Genomic DNA, 18,434 nt, shown 5'->3' on the forward strand with positions numbered 1-18,434 from the left:
TTTCCAAAACGGAATTATGGTGTGGCACCCCAAATTCGGCGCTCACGCTATAACAGGCGATGTCCTACTGCAGTGGGTGTATGCAGAAGCAATCGGAGAAGGTCAGGGGTATCCCACCGGAGATCCACAAGATTTTCAAGAGGGATGGAAACAGCAGCCCTTTGAAAAAGGAACAATTTATGGTTCCCAGCTGGAAAAGTTTTTCCCCGAGTACCTCCCCGATGCAGGAGTCGGACAAGATACGCCCACCCTACAAGGTAGCGGAACTGCCGGGGGGAATGACTACACCGATGAACTTCTTTTGGAGACTAAGGATATGTGTGGTAAGCCCATTTTGCTGCGACGTGGATGGTTTAATACGACGGACAAAGCTCCATGGGGATACGACAAAATTGTTCATAAGCACAACATTTGGAGCTTGTGGTCTATAAAAACCGTGCTTAATAACTCTTGTGTGCGAGAGCCCCAAGGGCCTTCCATGAGATATGAAGAAATGGTTTATCAAGTCATATGCTACGATCCCGCAGGAGCAGTTTGCCGACTTACGGGTGAATCTTTTGCTTACCGTGCGATTGTTGAGCCGAAACCTCGTAAAAACGCTTCAGAGCCACGCGGAATCACAACCATGTATCCCGTTCACAATACAGGCACTCATGGAACGAGCGACAAGGCGCCCAGCTGGTTTAGCACAGACATTCCCACTTTGGACTTGTGGAAATGGCAGTAGCCCCAGAGCATCATTTTGATCTAAAGGCCGCAGCGCTCTTTTTGGCGGAAATCCTTAACAAGGATGCTTTGAGCGAAAAAAGGTTCAGGGATGAAGCTACCATTTTATCACCGAAATTTCATGGCGCCGCCGCTTGGATCGATAACTTTTTATATATTATATTAAAAGTGGAGACACTTAACGGGTCAGCCTTTGTTGGGTTTGAAACTATTTTTTACCCTGAGGGAAATTTTCAAGAATACTCGGTTGAGTATGAAAATGTCCATGACTTGTGGGCGTATGAAATTGCTGGCGATTCATTTCTTAAAGAACTCGACTTTGAGGATTCAGATCGTATCACTTGGCTGAAAACAGATAGGAATAGTTTCGTTCCCTCTACATGGAACGATTTGCTCGATTTTAAAAATGCTTCGAATGGAATATGGATCCAGGATTAAAAGGTTTTCCTTTTGGCTCTTACTACAATGAAACTTGACCACTGAAAGCGAGATGACTCGTATCCACTAGCAGGCCATCGCAAATCGCGGCTACTGCAAGGCGCTCTCGCTTCTTGACGATCACAGCTATCATTCGCGACGATCTGACACGGCCAGAGTGGCCATATCCATCATCGCTTTAGCGGAGAAACCTACCTATAAAGGAAGGATAGAAACTCTGACTGGTTCAGCTTGACAATCTTCAGGTATGAGGGCATCGCTAGGAGACATTTTATGCGTAGCTTGTTATGGGCCTCTTTGCGTCCGCGGCGCCCGGTGGTCTCACGTTGGAGTCTTTGTCGGCAACTGGTGAGCTTGTCGGCTGCTAGATGCACTACATGGAAAGGGGCCATGACTTTGTTTGCTTGTGGTAGTTGCTCCTCGACTGCAGTGGCATAACTGGTGAACCCATCCATGGTCACCACCTGTATCTGCTCCCGGAAGCTGGGGTCGCGCTCTTTAAGAGCCGAAAATAAAGCTCTTCTAGGTATTATTCCGTCCGTTTATCGAAAGGGTAAATAGACATCGGAATTGTGTATGCCCCTTTTGCAGTACCACCTTGCATAAGCTGGCTAAGCTTCGCGATATGCGCGCCATCCTTATCCGCAGATGGGGCTTTGAATGAAAAAGAATGTACGCGAAGCTCTTCAGCACCGTCAATCGGCTGAGTTACGATATATACATTTCCGCCGTCGATAGTTGCAGATACAGGACGGCGATCTGCGTCGATTAGCGGTTCAGTTTCTTTAACTTCCTGACGCTCGAGATTAACTGCCACGATCGTACCTCGACTCGTAAAGTACGACACGCTTCCTTCTTCGTAGCGAGAGGACCTATTTACGCCTGGTATCGGCAGCCTTTCGATATTTCCTTCGTGTTTTAAAGCTGGTTTTTCATTCGAGGTATCGACCGAGACAACATACACACCACCAATATCGTCAGGAAATGAAATATATGATTTTTCTTTCCCACACCCAAGAACAGAGAAGTATTCAGATGCGACTGTTCCGGCAGGTGTATCAAGACGAGATTCAGACAGCAACCCGTCGACTCCCATACGTACAAGCGTTAAACCGCTTCCGTCATCTTCGTCACGTTCTATCCAGACAGCTTTTTCATCAGTACAAGCCCTTAACGCGACTGGTCTCCTATCGCGAGTTACCGTGCTTGTAGATTCCTTAGTTGCGAGCACTATGCGGCTTGCATACGGACTATTGCTCGTGCTTTCGTTAAAAACAAACACTGCTGCTTTATTGTCCACAGAACCAGCAGAAGCCGTTTGGGTTGGTAGATCTAAACCTGCGAGTGGTTTCTCAGATTGTTTGCGAAAATCTGAATCAAAGACAACCAATTGATCCTTATCTGGAGCCACATACCCTTCACCGAGCCGCTCCATCGAAGGGTTATACACCGATGCAAGTTCAGCGAGAGAGTCCACCTCGCCAGTGCTCGTTCCAAAAACATAATTGTGGTTGCTTACGGAAGGAGTCACAGATACAGCTCTAGCGATCCCACCCCATTCCCAAGTGGCAGAAGACTTCGATGTTTGTGAACGCTCTTGCGCACACGAAGAAACGACAAGTGCACAGACGCCGAGAGCGCAAACCGCTAGGAGTTTTCGAAGTAGTGCTATGAGCATTGCGCTTTCACTTTCTGGATCCAAGCCCATTTCCCGTCCATACCGAATACCGACAGCGCATACAGCGGTTCATTCCAGTCCTACCCAGGTGGTGGTGTCGTCGGTGTGGAGCTGTTCCTTCCAGATGGGGACTTCCGCCTTGACGCGGTCAGCGCAGGTCGACGCTGCTTCGAAGGCGTCCTTGCGATGCGCGGAGGCGGCGGCGACGATGAAGGCGGATTCGCCGATTTCTAGTGCTCCAGTCCGGTGCGCGCACCAGAGGCGCACGGCAGGGAAGGCGGCGGCGACCTCGCCGGCGACGCGCTCGATCTCCTGCTGGGCGGTGGGGTGCGCGGTGTAGGTAAGGAGTTTCACACCCCGGCCGGAGTCGTGGTTGCGCACGATGCCGTCGAATACAACGACAGCACCCGTTTCCGCGGTGGCGATGTCCGGGGCCGTGATGGGCTCAGCACTGATGCGCGCGCCGAGCAGGCCGTAGTTAGTGCTCATTGATGCCTTCCAGCTGGTTGATGATGTGGTCAAGAATCGGTTCAAGGACCGCGCAGCCGTCCTTGGCAGCACCCGTGGAGCCGGGGAGGGCCATGGCGAAAGTGGACCCGCTGACTCCGGCAACCGTGCGGGAGAGTGCTGCGGTGGGGATGGCCGCCGAGTGCGCGTAGAAGGCGTGGGCCAGGCCGGGTAGTTCGCGCTCTAGGTACGGGGCGAGTGCCTCGACGGTTCGATCATCTGGTGTGATGCCGGTGCCGCCGGAGGTGAGGATGACGGAGGGGGCATCGGCGAAGGCAGTGGCGAGGGCGGAGTCAATGTCGGCGTCCGCGACGACGAGGGGCTGCGGGGTATCGAAGCCCTGCTCACGCAGGAAGTTCACCAAGATAGGGCCGGATCGGTCCTCGTACTCGCCGGCGGCGGCGCGGGTGGAGGCAACAATAACGAGCGCAGTGCGGGTCATGAGAGCGGGAACACCTCCACGAGGTCGCCGGCTGAAAACTGCGCGTCGGCCGGGATACGGATGAGAGCGTTGGCGCCGATGGCCTGGGACATCAGGTGGGAGCTGGTGCCGCCGAGGAAGGAAGCTGTTGCTGTGCCGTCGTTGATAGCTAGGGTGCCACGGCGGAACTGCTCGCGGCCCTCCAAGCCTTCGGCGGGCTCGGCAAGGCTGGCGCGGACCGGGTCCGGGGCGTGACCGAGAACGGGTGCCAAATAGAGGCGGAAGCTCACCAGCGTGGAGATGGGGTTGCCGGGGAAGCAGACCACGGGGACGTCGCCAAGGCGGGACAGGCCCTGTGGGCCGCCGGGCTGCTGCGCCACGTGGCCGAACCAGCCGTCTTCTTCGAAGATTTGGCGGATGACCTCGAATTTTCCGTGGGAGATGCCGCCGGAAGTAACGATGACATCGGGGTGGTGGGTAATGACTGCTTCGGCGAGGTCCGCGCGAAGGGCAGAAGGATCGTCGTTCGTGCGCACGAAGCCGGCCACCTCAATGCCATATTGCGCAGCCAAGGCCGCGAGCATGGGCGCATTGGAATCGGGGATGGTCGCCTCCCCGTCGCCATCGATTTCCGCACCGCCGGTGCAGATGAGGATGCGGGCGGGCGCGTACGTGAGGACCTCGGCCAAGCCTTGGGAGGCGAGGGTGGCGATGGAGGGGGCGTCGAGAAGTGTGTGCTCATTGATGAGGGTTGTGCCTGCCTTGACGTCGGAGCCCGCGCGGCGGATGAACTGCTCGGGGGCTGCCGGCACAGTGACCGTGGCGCCCTCTTCCGGGAAGTGCGGGGGCTCGCAGTGCTCGACGGGGACGATGGTGGCGGTGCCTTCAGGGACCTTCGCGCCGGTCATAATGGGGAGGGCGGTGCCTTGCTCGAGCGAGCCCGGGGGATCCCCCGCCGCGATGGTGCGGCCGACGGTGAAGGTGCCGCCGTCACATGTGGGAAGCGCATAGCCATCCATCTGCGAATTATCGAAAGGCGGAAGGTCCTGCTCCGCACGGTACGTCGCGGCGGCGCGGCGGCCGAAGGCGCTGGTTAGGGGAGTGGAGACCACCCGGGGCTGCGGAAGAGCCGCGCGAACGGCGGCGAGGTGCTCCTCATAGGTGCGCATCAGATTCCTTCCTGTCACGGAGGCTGGCATAGTGGCAACCATGGTTGACATACACTACTTTGCCGCAGCCCGCGCCGCCGCAGGGCGCGCGCAGGACACAGCGCAGGCAGCGACGCTGGGGGAGTTGCTGGACGTGTTGCGTGCTCGACACACCGGCAGCACCGAGGCCGGCATGAGCTTCGCGGAGGTGTTGGAGCGCTGCACCTTCCTGGTGGATGGTGCGAGCGCTACAGAGGACGCAGTGCTTTCCGACGCCTCCCGCGTCGACGTCCTCCCACCCTTCGCTGGTGGTTAGTTTCGGCTGCGCAGTGCTAGTTGTTGCTTCGCAAGGGGCTGGTGAAGAAGTTCACCACGCTGGAGACAATCGCGAGGACAATCGCGCCGATAATGGCGGCGCCCCAGCCGTCGATGACAAGTGAATCCATCAGCGCGCTGACGAGGAGCAGGACCGCGCCGTTGATGACGAGCGCGAAGAGGCCCAGTGTCAGGCAGGTCAGCGGTGCGCCAAGGAAGCGGAGAATCGGGGTGACGACCTCGTTGACGATGATGAACACCGCCGCGATGAGCAGGAAATTCTGGGTGGTCGCAGGAACGATGTCGATTCCGGGGACAATCGCTACCACGGCCCAGAAGGCCACCGCGACGGCAATGACGTTGAGTGCAAAATTGATAAATGTCTTCACAACTGCACTCTAACGCGGAAACTAGCTCCGTGCAGCGAAGGCGGCGTCCCACGCCTTGAGTAGTGTCTCGGTTTCCTCCGCTGTGGTGACGGTGATGCGCACGCCCTCAGGGAAGGCGCGGACGAGGACGTCATTCTCCGCGAGCTGTGCGGCGACATCCTGCGGGGAGCCCAGCTTCGCAATGGCATCGGCGGCGAACCAGATGTGGTTGGCCTGGGATTCCGGAACGCCAAAGTCCGCGAAGTGCTCCACCAGGCGGTCGCGCTGCTCAACGGTCTCATCGGTGCGCTCGCGCAGCTCCTTCTGGGCGGCCAACGAGGCCACCGCACCCGCTTGAGCGATGGAGTTCACGGAGAACGGGATGGCCACTTTGCTTAAGGCCTCGATGATCTCGGCGTTGCCGAAGGCATAGCCCAAGCGCACACCAGCCAAGCCATAGGCCTTGGAGAAGGTGCGCAGGCCAATAACGTTGTCGTGGGTATGGACATAGTCGGTAGCCAGCGGGACGGCGTCGTTGCGGTTGTACTCGATGTAAGCCTCATCGAGCGCCACGATGACGTCCTTCGGGACCTTGGCCAGGAAGGCGTCGAACTCCTCCTTGGTGATGATGGAGCCGGTGGGGTTATTCGGGTTACACACGAAGATCAGGCGGGTCTTGTCCGTGATGGCCGCAGCCATGGCTTCCAAGTCCACGCGGTGATCCGCGGTGAGCGGAACCTTGACCGGGGTAGCGCCCACGACCTGCGCGAAGATGGGATAAGCCTCGAAGGATCGCCACGGGAAGACAATCTCATCACCGGGCACCGAGGTGATCTGCACCAGCTGCTGGCATATCGCGGAGGAACCAGCACCCGTAGTGACCTGCTCCGGAGTGACGCCAAGGTTTTCCGCCAGCGCCTTGCGGATTTCCACCGCGCCCATATCCGGGTAGCGGTTAACGTGCGCGGCGGCGGTCTCCATGGCCTTGAGCGCGCCGGGCAGCGGCTCCTGAGTTGCCTCGTTGGAGGAAAGCTTCAGGGCGTGCTCGGCATTCTTGCCGGGGACGTAGACGGGCAGGGAGGAAAGGTCTGGTCGAATCATGTTGTCCACCTTAGGCGTTGCGCGGGCCGCGGGGCCCGAAGTCGAAATCAGCGGTCTGCGGGCCGAAGGCCTGGAGGCCCTTCGGCGCGTCGAAAGGATCGAGGCGCACCTCGAGGAAGGCGCCGCGCTCCGGGTGAGCGGCGATGTCCTCCAGGGCCTTCGACAATTCGCCTTCGGTCGAGGCCACGTAGGACTCCATCGTGGTGTCCTTCATGAAGGCCTTCGGCAGTGCCGTGTAATCCCACATCTGGATCTCGTTGTATTCGCGCTCCATGCCCAGAATGAAGCGCTCGATGGTGTAGCCATCGTTGTTGACCAGCACGATGATGGGCTTCAAGTCCTGGCGCAGGATGGTGGAGAGCTCCTGGGCTGTGAGCTGGAAGGAGCCATCACCGATGAAGAGGACGTGGCGGCGCTCCGGGTTGGCCAGCTGCGAGCCGAGCACGCACGGCAGGGTAAAGCCGATGGAACCCCAAATGGTGGAGTTAATGTACTGCACGCCCTCGGGCATGCGCTGTTGGCCCAGACCGATATTGGAGGTGCCAGCCTCGGCGATGACCACGTCATCTTCCTGGATGAAGCCGAGCATCTGCGGCCAGATGCGCTCCTGGGTCAGCGGGGCATCCGAGTTCGGCTCGAAGGGCTCGGGCTCGAAGGCCGCGCTTGCCGACGCCTCCGCTGCCGGAATGCGCTCCAAGAGGACGTCGAGAAGCTCCAGCGTATTAATGCCCACGAAGAACTCGCCATCGGCGTTGACGTGCTGGTCACCGAAGTTGTAGACGCGGGCCTCAGCCAGGTTGTGGGTGAAGGAACCGGAGTTGACCTCGATGAAGCGCGGGTTCGTGGTGACCAGGAAGTCGGACTTTTCGATGCGCTCCTGCACGCCCGGCGCCGATGCCGCGCCGTTATAGGTGCCGATGAACAGCGGGTGGCGCTCAGACAAGATGGCCTTGCCGGAGGAGAGCTGGGAGTAGGGCAGCTGGGCCTTGTCGATGATGGCGCGGAACTTCTCGGTGAAACCGTGGCGGTTGGTGTCCTGGTCGATGAGGATGATGGGGTCCTTGGCCTTCGCGAGGTGCTCCAGCACGTAATCCGCAGCGGCGTTGAGGCGCTCCGGATCGGAGGGTGCCAGCTCGGTCGAGAAAGGCTCGTCAGGGACCTCGATGGTCAAGTGCGTGATATCGGACGGGATCTGAATGTGCACCGGGCGCTTTTCGCGCAGGCAGGTGTGCAGGGCGCGGTCGAATTCCTCAACCACGTTCATCGGGGATACGCGCGTGGCAACTTCCGTGAACGGTGCGATGGAGTCGAGCATGTTGGCAAAGTCGCCGTCGGCAAGCGAGTGGTGCAGGTTCCAGCGGAACTCCGTGGCGTACTGCGGCGGCGCACCGGCGAGAGACACCAGCGGGACGTGCTCGGCGCGGGCACCAGCGATGCCGTTGAGCGCGGAAAGCTCGCCCACGCCATACGTGGTGAGCAGGCAACCCACACCTTTCTGGCGGGCATAACCGTCAGCGGCATAAGCAGCGTTGAGCTCGTTGCAGGCGCCGACGAAGCGGATGCCCTCAGCGGCCTTAATCTGCTCGAGGAAGCTCAAGTTGAAGTCACCGGGCACGCCGATGATTTCGGAAATACCGATGGCTTTCAGCCGGTCAATGATGAAATCACCAATGGTGGTCTGCATAGGGGAGGAGTCCTTTTCTTCTTTAGTTACTTAGTGCGGGCGTCGTGGCGCTTCTTGCCCAGCCAGATGAGAGCCAAGGTCACAATCCAACAGGGTAGGACAATCGCGCCGGTGCGGTAGTCCGGCAGCATGAACATCAAAGCGATGACGAGAGCGAAGAAGGCCAAGCACAGGTAGTTGGCAATGGGGTAGAGCGGTGCGCGGAAAGCGGCGTTCGGGCAGCGCTTGCGGAATTTCAGGTGGGCCACGGCGATAGCGGACCAAGAGATGAGCTCCGCGCCGACGATGATGGCGAGGAGAACCAGCAGGATCTTGCCCTCGAAGAGGAAGTTAAGCAGCACGGCCGAGCCCATGAGCAGGGCGTTGAAGAGGAGGGCGCGGACAGGCACGCCCTTGGCATTGACGGAATCAAAGAAGGGCGGGGCCTGGCCGCCGCGGGAAAGATCGCGCAACATGCGCGCGCCGGAGAAGGTCATGGTGTTGAACACGGAGACAGCAGCGACGAGCACGATGAGGTTGAGGCCCGTGGCGGCGGCCGTAATGCCCAGGGTGCTCAGCGCGCGCACGAAGGGCGAGGTGGAGGTATCGAGTTCGTTCCATGGGGCGAGCAGCACGATGATGCCGATGCCGCCGACGTAGAAGATGAGGATGCGCCAGATCACGTTGTTGATGGCCTTGGGCAGGCTCTTGGCGGGATCTTGGGCCTCGCCCGCGGCAGTACCAATGGAGATGATGCCGCCGAAGGAGAAAATCACCGCGACGAGGGAGAAGAGCACACCGGCGGTACCATTCGGGAAGAAACCGCCGTGCTCGGTGATATTGCTTAGCCCAAGGGCGGGCTCCGGGGTGAGGCCACAGACGATGGCCGCGCCAACGACGATCATGAGGATGAGCGCGGCGACCTTGATGAGGGAGAGCCAGAACTCCGCCTCGGCGAAGGCGCCGACGTGCACCAGGTTGATGGCGGTGACGATGACGAGTGCGACGAGGGCGGTGAGCCAGTGCGGGATTCCGGGGAACCAGAAGTCCATGATGGTGCCTGCGGCGGTGAGTTCCACCATGCCGACGACGATGGTGGTAAACCACCAGTTCCAGCCGGTGACAAAGCCAGCGATGGGCCCGATGTATTCGCGGGCGTAGGCGCTGAAGGAGCCGGCGACGGGGTGCTCCACCGCCATCTCACCGAGCATGCGCATGATGAGGAAGATGATGAAGCCGCCGATGGCGTAGGCGGCGATAACACCGGGACCTGCCTCCTGGATGGAGGCGCCGGAGCCCAAGAAGAGGCCCGTGCCGATGCACGAGCCAAAAGCGATCATCTGCAGGTGGCGCGACTTCATGCCGCGCTGCAGGCCGTCGTCTGCACTGGTGTTGTCGCTGGCGACAACGTCCTGTGCCCTGACGGAATTGTTGGTTGTGGTCATGTAGACGCCCTTCATGAACGTATATCTGTGACGTGAGTCATTGAACTGTAGGAGATTATGACGCACCACAGTTTTGTTTGTCACTAGACAATATTCGGAAGTATCTTTGACATATGTCAAAAGTGACACCCCCGCAGCTGACGAGCATCCAAGATATCGTCGACGAATGCGCCCAGATCCTGCAGCGCTCCGTTGAGGTGACTACCCCCGCCATCGCGGTGATTGCGGCTAGTGCGCAAATCGGTGCCATTGATAAGAACAGGGCTGCCTCCATTCTCAACCGCACCCCGCCCCCGGAACCCATCCCGTGGATGCTCAGCTTCGGCATTCAGGAGGCGACCCTACCGGTGCGCCTGCCTGCTAATCCGCGCTATGACATGCTGCCCCGCGTGGTCATTCCCCTGCGTCACGAGGACGGGCTGGTGGGTTACCTGTGGATCATCGATGAGCCCGCGCTGGGCGACGCCCCCTTGGCCCGCCTGGACTCGTTGCTTGCGCCCCTGGCCAGGCTTATCGACGAACGCGATGCTCCCCTCGCCGCCCGCGCCCAACAGCTCGGCGAGTTGGCCCGCGAGGTGCTCACCGGCGATCCGGCCGCGCTGGCGGGTGCCCGGGAGCGCGATCTCCTGCCTAACGATGGTGAGCTGACGGTGCACCGCGTGCTGGTGGAGGGAGATCAGCGCGCGGTGGCCGTGGAACTTGCCCGCCCGCTGGCCCGCCGACCTTTCTTGGTGGCGGATTCTCACGATTCCCTCGTGCTCATTGAGTGCCGCCGCGATGACAAGGACACCGAGGCCCTCATGGAGGAGCTGCAGAGTGCTGCGCTCGTCGCCGGCGCTGAGGTAGTCGCCCGCGGATCGGCGCCGACGGCCCCGCAGGCGCGGCTCATGGCGGACGTGGCCAAACTCTGCGGCCAGGATTCGCTGCGCTGGGAGGAGGCCGGCGCGTGGCGGCTGCTGCGCGGGTGGGAGCTGACCCCGGCAACGGTGGTGGAGATGAGCCCCGATGCCGCCGTGCTTCTCGACGACCCCCGCAACTCCTACTGGCAGACCCTGTTGACCTATTTTGAGCATTCCCGCAACGTCTCTGCGACCGCCGCTGCACTCTACATTCACCGCGCCACGCTGCACTATCGCCTAGACCGCGTCCGCGAGATTCTCGGGCCCGGCGTGCTGGATGATGGCTGGCGCTGCGCGGCGCTCTACGTTGCCCTTAAGCTGCATGCGGCGCTTCAGGGAAAGAATAGGGAAGCCCCATTTTGTCCCTAGGGGAAGCGCTCAGGTAGAGTGATGGACGATTCATTGCGAATCGCTGGAGACGTGCCAGAGCGGCCGAATGGGGCTCCCTGCTAAGGAGTTGACTTACTTGCGTAGGTCCGGAGGTTCAAATCCTCTCGTCTCCGCAAAACTCAAGTCTCGAGACATCGTTCCGGTGGTGTCTCGAGATTTTACGTTTTCGGAGCCGGCATTCAGGCTTAAGGTCACATTCACGGTAGATAAGGGCCAGAAATTTGAAATTTTTCGCCCTTATTCACCGTGAACGGCAGTGACAGGTGTGTGAGACCCAGGGCGACAGGTGTGTGAGCCCCGGGGCTGTGGGCTGGAGCTCGAAAACCGGGTAGCCGCAACGCCACGTTTACTACGCGGGGCAGAGAACTGTGCGGGCCGAGATTGCGCCCCATTTGCGGTTTTTAAACGCGATAGCTGGGGCCTGGTTCAAGACCTCAACTGTCGTTCATAGGTTGAGACACACTCCTAGAGCTGCTCCTGAAAGCGCTAGAAGCACCCGAGCTGAGCGTCACATGGACTTATTATCAGCAGCCGTCGCTTCGGTGCGGAAAAGTCGCAGAGGATCGATGTCTCCGAACCAGACACTCTCGTCTCCGCAAACTCCAGAACCCGACTCATCCTTTCACCGGTGGTTCGGGATTTTACGTTTTCAGTCGCTTCGTATGCCGGTAGCATGTGAGCGGAGAACTTAGAAAGAAAGTACTGAGCTTAATCTGTGCTGGCTGGGAGCGTCATGGAGTTACTAAAAGGGCCAATTTGGGATGTGGAAAGTGACGCGAACATCGATCCCGTTGAGAACTTTGTTCGAATTAGGCTGCATGAAGATAGCGTTGTAGCTGAATTTACTATTGCCGAGCTGTGCAGTTTCTTTGGAATTAACGGTTACGATTGCCTGCAGCGACAATTCAAGGCTTGGTATGACGTGAACGCTTTCGCGTGGGATTCAGAAGATAAAGTCCACTGTGAACAAATCCCTTTCTCCGAATATTTTGTTCCTTCCAAAATTCATGAGTGCTATTCCCCTCAGCCACTTCCCGAAGCAACGAACGGCGTGGTGAAGTGGGGGATGAAAAAGAAGTAATTATCGGGCGAATGTGCTTGACGACGAAATGGGGCAGGGCAGTTCCGAAGAATCATTGGTCTCCTAATTCAGTACTAGTGTCAGGACGAGTACGCCGGTCGAGAGCGCGAGCATTCCTAAACAGTTGATCCAGAATTCACTGCCGAGGAAGTGGGCGCGGACATGGGCTGCTGCGGCTGCGCAGAAATAGGCGATGACGCCAACCATGGCTGCGATACCTACGCCGGGGAACCAGAGGCCGGCGATGAGTCCTGTGGCTGCAAGGCACTTGATGACAATGAGTGCCCACCACCAGTCTTTGGGGAGTTTGACGCCGCTGAGGCAGGCTTCGATAAAGGGGACTGGTTTGAGGGAGAGGGCGGCGTCGCCAAGCAGAATGGCTGCTAGTAGTAGGGAGGGCCAGGCGGGGGAGGATTCTAGGATCATTGGGCTACTCCAAATGCGGCGTTGAGGCGTTCGATCGATGAGGCGGCTTGGGATGTGAGGTGCTCGGTGTCGTAGATTCCGGCGGCCCAGCCGATGAGCAAGCCGAGGTAGACGTTGTACAGCAGGTTGGAGTACTCGGCCGCATCACCGCTGCTGAGTCTGGTGCCGAGACGCAGGGTGATTTCATCGATCAGGAGCGTTTTGAGTGCGGTGAGCGCTTCGCCTTGGTTGCCTTGTTGGATGAGTGCCGCGCCGAACGCGCGGGAGAGTTCTTCGTGGCCGGTGAACATCTGGAGAAATGGTCTGAGGACGTCGAGGAGGCTATCGGATTGCCCCCGAATCTCGTCATGGAGCTCTGAAATGTGTTGGCCAATGGTGCGGATGAGCAGCGTTTGTTTGTCGCCGACTCCCATGACGGTTCCCACGCTGACGCCAGCCTCGGATGCGATGGTCCGGATGCTGGTGGTGGCGTAGCCCTGGGTGAGGAAGAGGTCATAGGCGGTGGCCAGGACCTTGCTGTCGGTGCCAGCTTTGACGGCCGAACGCGATGAATGAACGTGTTCAGTGAACATGTTCAAAAGAGTAGCTCTTGATGGTTTCGGGGTCAATGGCGCCGGGCAGGCGGCGGCTAGATTAGTGCGGGGAAGACGCGGTCGCGCAACAAGTGCGCAAGTTCGCGGTCGGGGGCTACTGGGTCTACCCAGGCGGTGTCCCCAATTTCGGCGGCGGCGTGGGGTTCGTCGGTGGTGACGGTGCGGGTGCAGGTGAAAATCGTGCCGACGACGACCTCGCCCGGTTCGTTAGCGGCAGGAGCGTCGAAGGTGCCGAGTTCGTTGAGGCTCTCGGCGTCGAGGGTGAGGCCTACTTCTTCGGCGACTTCGCGCAGGGCGGCGTCGACAAGCGCCTCGCCCGCCTCAGGCTTGCCGCCGGGCAGCTGGTACTTGGTGGAGGACTTCTTGCGCACGGTAAGCACGTGACCTTGCGGGTTGCGGATGACGACGGCTGCGACTTCAATCATGGCCGCCGATTGTAGTGGGGTAGCGAAAGCGTTAGAAAATTTTTGTTTGTCGATACAAGTTGGCGGGGTGTGTGGGGGGGGGGCAAGGGTTTTGTTTCAGCAAACCATATCAACCTTTAAGTATTAATCATGGAAATTACTTTATTGGTTTCGGCAGGTTAGAGACTCGCAGCTTCAACGGGTACACTGCCTTCAGTGCGCCAAAGTTGGAAGATTTTTATCAGAGATGTAGCCAGGCTTGGCCGCGTCCCCAGGGCGTGGATCATCCTCATCGGACTCATCATCACTCCCGCGTTGTATTCATGGGTGAACATCGCGGCTTTTCGTGACCCTTACGGCCATACCAATAACATCAAGGTGGCCGTGGTCAACGAGGATAAGGGTGCTAACAACGAGCTGACGGGGAAGATAGATGTCGGCAGTGAGGTCATTGAGAAACTCAAAAAGAATGACCAGCTAGGCTGGCAATTCCTTGAGCGCGACGAAGCCGAGAAAGCCCTTTTAGAGGGGGACGTGTATGCCTCGGTGACGATTCCGGAGGACTTTAGCGAGAACCTCGTGAGCATGCTCGACGGGAAGTTCACGCAGCCCCAGTTGGTCTACCGCGTCAATGAGAAGAACAATGCCATCGCCGTGAAGATCACGGATGCCGGTGCCAAAGGTCTGGACAAGCAGATCACGGCGGCCTTCAAGGAGCAGGTGGCCACCGTCGCGGCGGAGAACATCAAGGACACCGGTACCGACTTCGAGCGAAAAGTCACGCGCGCGATGAACAACACTAGTTCGGCCTTCGGGGAGACCGCGCAGGAGATTGACGGCAACCGTGAGAACCTCGCGCGCATCCAGGGAAAGCTTGACGCCGCCGCTGATTCCACGTTGGGCGCCAAGTCCACGGTGGCTGATGTGAGTGCTGCGCTGGGCGACGCCCAAACCGCCCTCGCCGAGGTCTCCTCCCTAGTCGAGCAGGCCCAAGGGGGCATCGGTGACTTCACCGACCAGACCACCGGTGCCTTCGTCAGTGGTGCAAGTGCGGTGGCGGACGGTACCGCCAAGGCGCAGGAATCCATCGCGGATGTCACAGCTGGCCTGAACCAGGCCGGTGACCGTTTCGATTACGCCACGCAGCGGGCGAACACTGCTATTGACGCGAGTGCGGAATCGATTGCGCAGCTTAAAGCCCTGCGCGATTCCGCAACGCTCTCACCGCAGGTGGCCAAGGAAATTGATGACGCCATCCAGCGCCTCGATGAGGGCAATGAATCCAACCGTCAGCTGGTGGGGAACCTGACTGCGCTGAGCAAGGATACCCAGGCCGCAGCGGACAACGTGCAGGCTAGCGCGGAGGCCATCAACCAGGCAGCGGCCGATACCAAGGCCACGTCGCAGACGCTGCGCGATACCGTGACCACCGCCGTGCCGGAAATCAACCGTGCCATGAGCAATCTGAGCTCCATGGCGAGTGCTTTGAGCTCCACCCTGGAAGCTCAGAAGGGAACCATGCAGGAGGCCAATGGTCTCCTGGACGGCGTGGCCCAGCAGCTGCGCGCCACGAAGGACACCTTGTCCGATTTCGATACCAACCTCCTGGCCCTGCAGGACAGCCTGCGCGCTATGCAGGGCGATGTGGGTTCGCTGCGGGCTGCGATGAACTCCAAAGTTGTTCAAAATGTCACCGGGCTGGACGCGGAAGAAATCGGTAAATTCTTTGCGGAGCCCATCGAGCTGAAGACCGAAACCGTGTACCCGGTGGACAGCTACGGCTCCGCCATGGCGGCGCTGTTTACTAACCTCTCTCTGTGGATTGGTGCCTTCGTCCTCATGGTGATCTTCCGGGTTGAGGTCGATAAGGAGGGCTTCGACCGCATCACGGTGGGCCAGGCCTACTTGGGCCGCTTCCTCCTCATGGCCCTGATGGTCATCATCCAGGCCGTCACGGTGACCGTGGGTGATCTGCTCATCGGCGTGCAGACCGTGAACGCGCCTGTCTTCATCCTGACGGGCGTGCTCGTGGGACTGGCCTACTTGAGCATTATCTATGGGTTGTCGACGTCCCTGGGTCACCTCGGCCGCGGCCTCTGCGTGGTCTTTGCCATCATTCAGATTCCAGGTGCGTCGGGCCTGTACCCGATTGAGCTGCTGCCCAGCTTCTTCCACAGCATCTACCCGCTGCTTCCGTTCACGTACGGCATTGACGCCATGCGCGAAACCATCGGCGGGTTCTACGGCGACCATTACTTCAAGAAGATGGGCGTGCTCGCCTTCATGTTCATTCTCTTCTTCGTCTTCGGCCTTCTACTGCGCAAGGCGTTGGCGCACTTCAACGTCATCTTCAACCGCGAGCTGAAGGACACCGAGCTCTTCGACTATGAAAACGTGCAGGTTGTGGGCTCCGGCTACCGCATCGCGGACGTCATCCAGGCGCTGGATAGCCGCAGTGGCCTCAAGAGGGATTTGGACCGTCGCGCTCATAACTGGGGGTATTGGCTCAAGATGGTGGCCATCGCGGGCGTTGTCGGCGTGGTCATCCTCATTGTTGTCTCGGGCCTCTTGCCCGACCAGAAGCCGTTGCTCTTGGGCATTTGGACGGCGTGGTGCTTCCTCATCATTGTCGCCGCGGTCACCCTGGAGTACCTGCGCATCAGCTTGAAACAGTCCGCGGAGCTCGTGACGTTGGATGAAGATGACCTTATTCATCCGTCCAGCATCGGCGCGGAGTCCACGGAGGGGGATAACTAATGCGTGGAACACTTGATCTTTTCCTCAACGACATGCGCACCGCATGCCGCAACGTGATGGGCGCTGTGATGCTCGTTGGCCTTATTGTGATCCCGATGCTGTTCACGTGGTTCAACGTGTTGGCTAGCTGGGATCCCTTCGATAACACCAGCCAGCTCAAAGTGGCGGTGGCCAGCAAGGACACCGGCTATGAGAGCGATCTGCTGCCGGTGCCCATCAACGTAGGCAACCAGGTGCTCAATGAGCTGCGAGCGAACGAGCAGCTGGATTGGGTTGTGACCACCTCCGATGAGGCGATTGAAGGTACCAAGTCCGGTGAGTATTACGCAGCCATCGTGCTCCCGGAAGACTTCAGTACCGACATGATGAACTTCTACACGGATGGTTCCCAGCCCGCGGATTTATCCTTCTATATGAATGAGAAGAAGAACGCGCTGGCGCCGAAGATCACCGGTCAAGGCGCAGAGGGCGTGTCGGCTCAAGTGGCTGAAGCTTTCACCACGACGGTCGGTGACGTCTCCTTCGATCTGGTCACCTCACTCTCCGATTTCTTGAGCCAGGGTGATACCAAGGCTGTGTTGGACCGGATGCAGGCGCGCGCGGATGGCGTGCAGACCCAGCTCGATATGGCCGCCCGTACCGCGCGCTCTCTGGCTGGACTCGTGGATACCGCGGTTCCGCTCATGGAAAGCGCCCAGCGCATTGCGGACTCGGCGGACCTGCAGCTTCCGGAGATTCAGTCTTCCTCACTGAACGTGTCCACGGATGCGCTGCAGCAATCGCTCGATGCCACCAGCGCTAGTTATGACGTGGTGCGCCAACGCATTGATGCGCTTTACGCCGACGCCTCCGCCTCCCGCGCCGACCGCGTCGCCGCGCTCAACACCTTGGCCGGCCAGGTAGAAGGCACCATTGCCCAGTATCAGAACCTGCACGGCCACATTGAGGCCCTGCCAATTCCTGCCGGGGATAAAGAGAAGGCGCTCAGCCGTATCGAGGAGGCCATCGACGCGCAGCGCACTCTCCACGCGCGCCTCACTGCGGCCGCGAATGCTCCCGAACCCACGAAGCCGGATCTCTCCAGCATCGACAATGCCAAGAAGGCAGTGGAGGGAATCTCCACCTCTGGTCTGCGTGAATCCCTGCGTGCGCTGCAGGACTCCCTGGGCCAGGTGAGCGCGGATCTGGATACCGCGAAGACTCCCGTCACCATTGATTCCTCTTCCCTGACGGATGCTCGGGATGCGGTACAGAAGCTCGCCTCTGGCCTGCAGGATAAGGCCAACAAGTTCGGCGACCTGCGGAAGGATATCGACTCCGCTGCGGCATCTGGTGACCTGAAGAAGTTGGCGGACCTCATTGGTTCCGATCCGGATGCCTTGGCGCGTGCGATTGCGGCGCCGGTGGACGTCGACAGGCAAGCGGTCTACCCGGTTAAGAGCTTCGGCGCCGGCATGACGCCGATGTACACGGCGCTGGCGCTGTGGGTGGGTGCGCTGCTGACTGCGGTGAGCGTGCGCACGGATGTGGTGGATAAGGATACATATTCGCCGATGCAGCGCTTCTTCGGCCGCTTCGGAATGTTTGCCGCGGTTGGCCTCGTGCAGTCGACGATGCTGATTCTGGGCCTTATCTTCTTCGTGGGCATCGAGCCCGCGCACCCGATTCTCATGCTGTTGGCGGGCTGGGTTAGCTCGCTCATCTTTATGCTGATTTGCTACACCTTCGTGGTCTCCTTCGCCAACGCAGGCAAAGCCTTGGCGGTGCTCATGCTGGTGGTCCAAGTATCGTCGTCGGGCGGTGCCTACCCCTTGCAGGTGCTCCCGGACTGGTTCCAGAACATTAGCCCGTGGTTGCCGGCGACCTATACCATCCGTGCTTTCCGCGCGGCCATCGCCGGAACCTACCACGGTGATTACTGGCTGGCGTTGCTGTGCTTGCTGCTCTTTGCTGTACCGATGCTGGTTCTGGGCGTGGTCTTCCACAAGCCGTTGGAGAAGTTCACCAACGGCTGGGTGGAGACCTTGGACAAGACCAAGCTGATGTAGCGCTCCGCCGATGCTATTTACATAAA

At 59.3% G+C, this 18,434-nt stretch carries 18 protein-coding genes, 1 tRNA gene and 1 pseudogene; 8 read left to right on the plus strand and 12 right to left on the minus strand.

From position 1 onward, the window contains the following. Positions 1-727, plus strand: a 727-nt coding sequence (locus QP922_RS11430; RefSeq protein WP_502869613.1) for an LGFP repeat-containing protein, incomplete at its 5' end; no start/stop codon positions are given. Then, the gene (locus QP922_RS11435) at positions 718-1,164 is read left to right on the plus strand and encodes a hypothetical protein (protein WP_284809614.1); all 447 of its coding nucleotides are present in this window, start codon (positions 718-720) and stop codon (positions 1,162-1,164) included. The genes QP922_RS11430 and QP922_RS11435, both read left to right, overlap by 10 nt. Before the next feature lie 242 nt (positions 1,165-1,406). Here the strand turns inward: QP922_RS11435 and QP922_RS11440 are convergent. The 5 genes and pseudogenes from QP922_RS11440 to QP922_RS11460 form a co-directional block, all read right to left on the minus strand. After that, a pseudogene (locus QP922_RS11440) lies at positions 1,407-1,682 on the minus strand (transposase); the annotation flags it as partial. 11 nt (positions 1,683-1,693) lie between these two features. Beyond that, positions 1,694-2,695, minus strand: coding sequence for a hypothetical protein (locus QP922_RS11445; protein ID WP_284809615.1), 1,002 nt, complete (start codon positions 2,693-2,695; stop codon positions 1,694-1,696). 216 nt (positions 2,696-2,911) lie between these two features. Further along, the gene (locus tag QP922_RS11450; protein WP_284809616.1) at positions 2,912-3,331 is read right to left on the minus strand and encodes a molybdenum cofactor biosynthesis protein MoaE; all 420 of its coding nucleotides are present in this window, start codon (positions 3,329-3,331) and stop codon (positions 2,912-2,914) included. Continuing rightward, entirely contained in the window at positions 3,321-3,791 is a 471-nt protein-coding gene (locus QP922_RS11455) for a MogA/MoaB family molybdenum cofactor biosynthesis protein (protein WP_284809618.1), read from the minus strand. The genes QP922_RS11450 and QP922_RS11455 overlap by 11 nt, the downstream gene beginning before the upstream one ends. Further along, the gene (locus QP922_RS11460; RefSeq protein WP_284809619.1) at positions 3,788-4,939 is read right to left on the minus strand and encodes a molybdopterin molybdotransferase MoeA; all 1,152 of its coding nucleotides are present in this window, start codon (positions 4,937-4,939) and stop codon (positions 3,788-3,790) included. Before QP922_RS11460 ends, QP922_RS11455 begins: the two co-directional genes overlap by 4 nt. Before the next feature lie 40 nt (positions 4,940-4,979). On the opposite strand from QP922_RS11460, the gene QP922_RS11465 reads away from it, so the two are divergent. Beyond that, the gene (locus QP922_RS11465) at positions 4,980-5,234 is read left to right on the plus strand and encodes a MoaD/ThiS family protein (RefSeq protein WP_039673307.1); all 255 of its coding nucleotides are present in this window, start codon (positions 4,980-4,982) and stop codon (positions 5,232-5,234) included. A 16-nt stretch (positions 5,235-5,250) separates the two neighbouring features. Here the strand turns inward: QP922_RS11465 and QP922_RS11470 are convergent, their stop codons facing one another. The 4 genes from QP922_RS11470 to QP922_RS11485 are packed head-to-tail and all read right to left on the minus strand — an operon-like array spanning position 5,251 to position 9,810. Further along, the gene (locus tag QP922_RS11470) at positions 5,251-5,622 is read right to left on the minus strand and encodes a phage holin family protein (RefSeq protein WP_284809621.1); all 372 of its coding nucleotides are present in this window, start codon (positions 5,620-5,622) and stop codon (positions 5,251-5,253) included. 21 nt (positions 5,623-5,643) lie between these two features. Beyond that, positions 5,644-6,702, minus strand: a complete 1,059-nt coding sequence (gene hisC, locus QP922_RS11475; RefSeq protein WP_284809623.1) for a histidinol-phosphate transaminase — start codon at positions 6,700-6,702, stop codon at positions 5,644-5,646. Positions 6,703-6,712: 10 nt separating this feature from the next. Continuing rightward, positions 6,713-8,386, minus strand: a complete 1,674-nt coding sequence (locus tag QP922_RS11480) for an alpha-keto acid decarboxylase family protein (protein WP_284809624.1) — start codon at positions 8,384-8,386, stop codon at positions 6,713-6,715. A gap of 26 nt (positions 8,387-8,412) precedes the next feature. Continuing rightward, entirely contained in the window at positions 8,413-9,810 is a 1,398-nt protein-coding gene (locus tag QP922_RS11485) for an amino acid permease (RefSeq protein ID WP_284809626.1), read from the minus strand. A 113-nt stretch (positions 9,811-9,923) separates the two neighbouring features. Between QP922_RS11485 and QP922_RS11490 the strand changes: the two genes are divergently transcribed. The 3 genes from QP922_RS11490 to QP922_RS11500 all read left to right on the plus strand — a co-directional run bounded on the left by QP922_RS11490 (position 9,924) and on the right by QP922_RS11500 (position 12,180). Continuing rightward, a complete protein-coding gene (locus QP922_RS11490) occupies positions 9,924-11,078 on the plus strand; it encodes a PucR family transcriptional regulator (protein ID WP_284809628.1) in 1,155 nt (384 codons plus the stop codon). Between the two features lie 45 nt (positions 11,079-11,123). Beyond that, positions 11,124-11,212, plus strand: a tRNA-Ser gene (locus QP922_RS11495). Between the two features lie 620 nt (positions 11,213-11,832). Further along, positions 11,833-12,180 carry a hypothetical protein gene (locus QP922_RS11500; protein ID WP_284809630.1) on the plus strand — a complete coding sequence of 116 codons (348 nt, stop codon included), beginning with the start codon at positions 11,833-11,835 and terminating at the stop codon, positions 12,178-12,180. Positions 12,181-12,243: 63 nt separating this feature from the next. Here the strand turns inward: QP922_RS11500 and QP922_RS11505 are convergent, their stop codons facing one another. From QP922_RS11505 to QP922_RS11515, 3 genes are read right to left on the minus strand one after another with little or no spacing between them, the layout of a single operon-like run. After that, positions 12,244-12,606, minus strand: coding sequence for a DoxX family protein (locus QP922_RS11505; protein ID WP_284809631.1), 363 nt, complete (start codon positions 12,604-12,606; stop codon positions 12,244-12,246). Further along, positions 12,603-13,178: a TetR/AcrR family transcriptional regulator gene (locus tag QP922_RS11510; protein ID WP_284809632.1), complete on the minus strand. Its 576-nt coding sequence runs from the start codon at positions 13,176-13,178 to the stop codon at positions 12,603-12,605. Before QP922_RS11510 ends, QP922_RS11505 begins: the two co-directional genes overlap by 4 nt. A gap of 56 nt (positions 13,179-13,234) precedes the next feature. Further along, the gene (locus tag QP922_RS11515) at positions 13,235-13,624 is read right to left on the minus strand and encodes an NUDIX hydrolase (RefSeq protein ID WP_284809634.1); all 390 of its coding nucleotides are present in this window, start codon (positions 13,622-13,624) and stop codon (positions 13,235-13,237) included. 195 nt (positions 13,625-13,819) lie between these two features. On the opposite strand from QP922_RS11515, the gene QP922_RS11520 reads away from it, so the two are divergent. Beyond that, positions 13,820-16,360, plus strand: coding sequence for a YhgE/Pip domain-containing protein (locus QP922_RS11520; RefSeq protein WP_046648871.1), 2,541 nt, complete (start codon positions 13,820-13,822; stop codon positions 16,358-16,360). After that, positions 16,360-18,408, plus strand: coding sequence for a YhgE/Pip domain-containing protein (locus QP922_RS11525; protein WP_046648870.1), 2,049 nt, complete (start codon positions 16,360-16,362; stop codon positions 18,406-18,408). Before QP922_RS11520 ends, QP922_RS11525 begins: the two co-directional genes overlap by 1 nt. Positions 18,409-18,434: the final 26 nt, after the last annotated feature.

Origin of the sequence: Corynebacterium sp. MSK218 (genome assembly GCF_030232655.1) — a bacterium.
Classification (GTDB): domain Bacteria; phylum Actinomycetota; class Actinomycetes; order Mycobacteriales; family Mycobacteriaceae; genus Corynebacterium.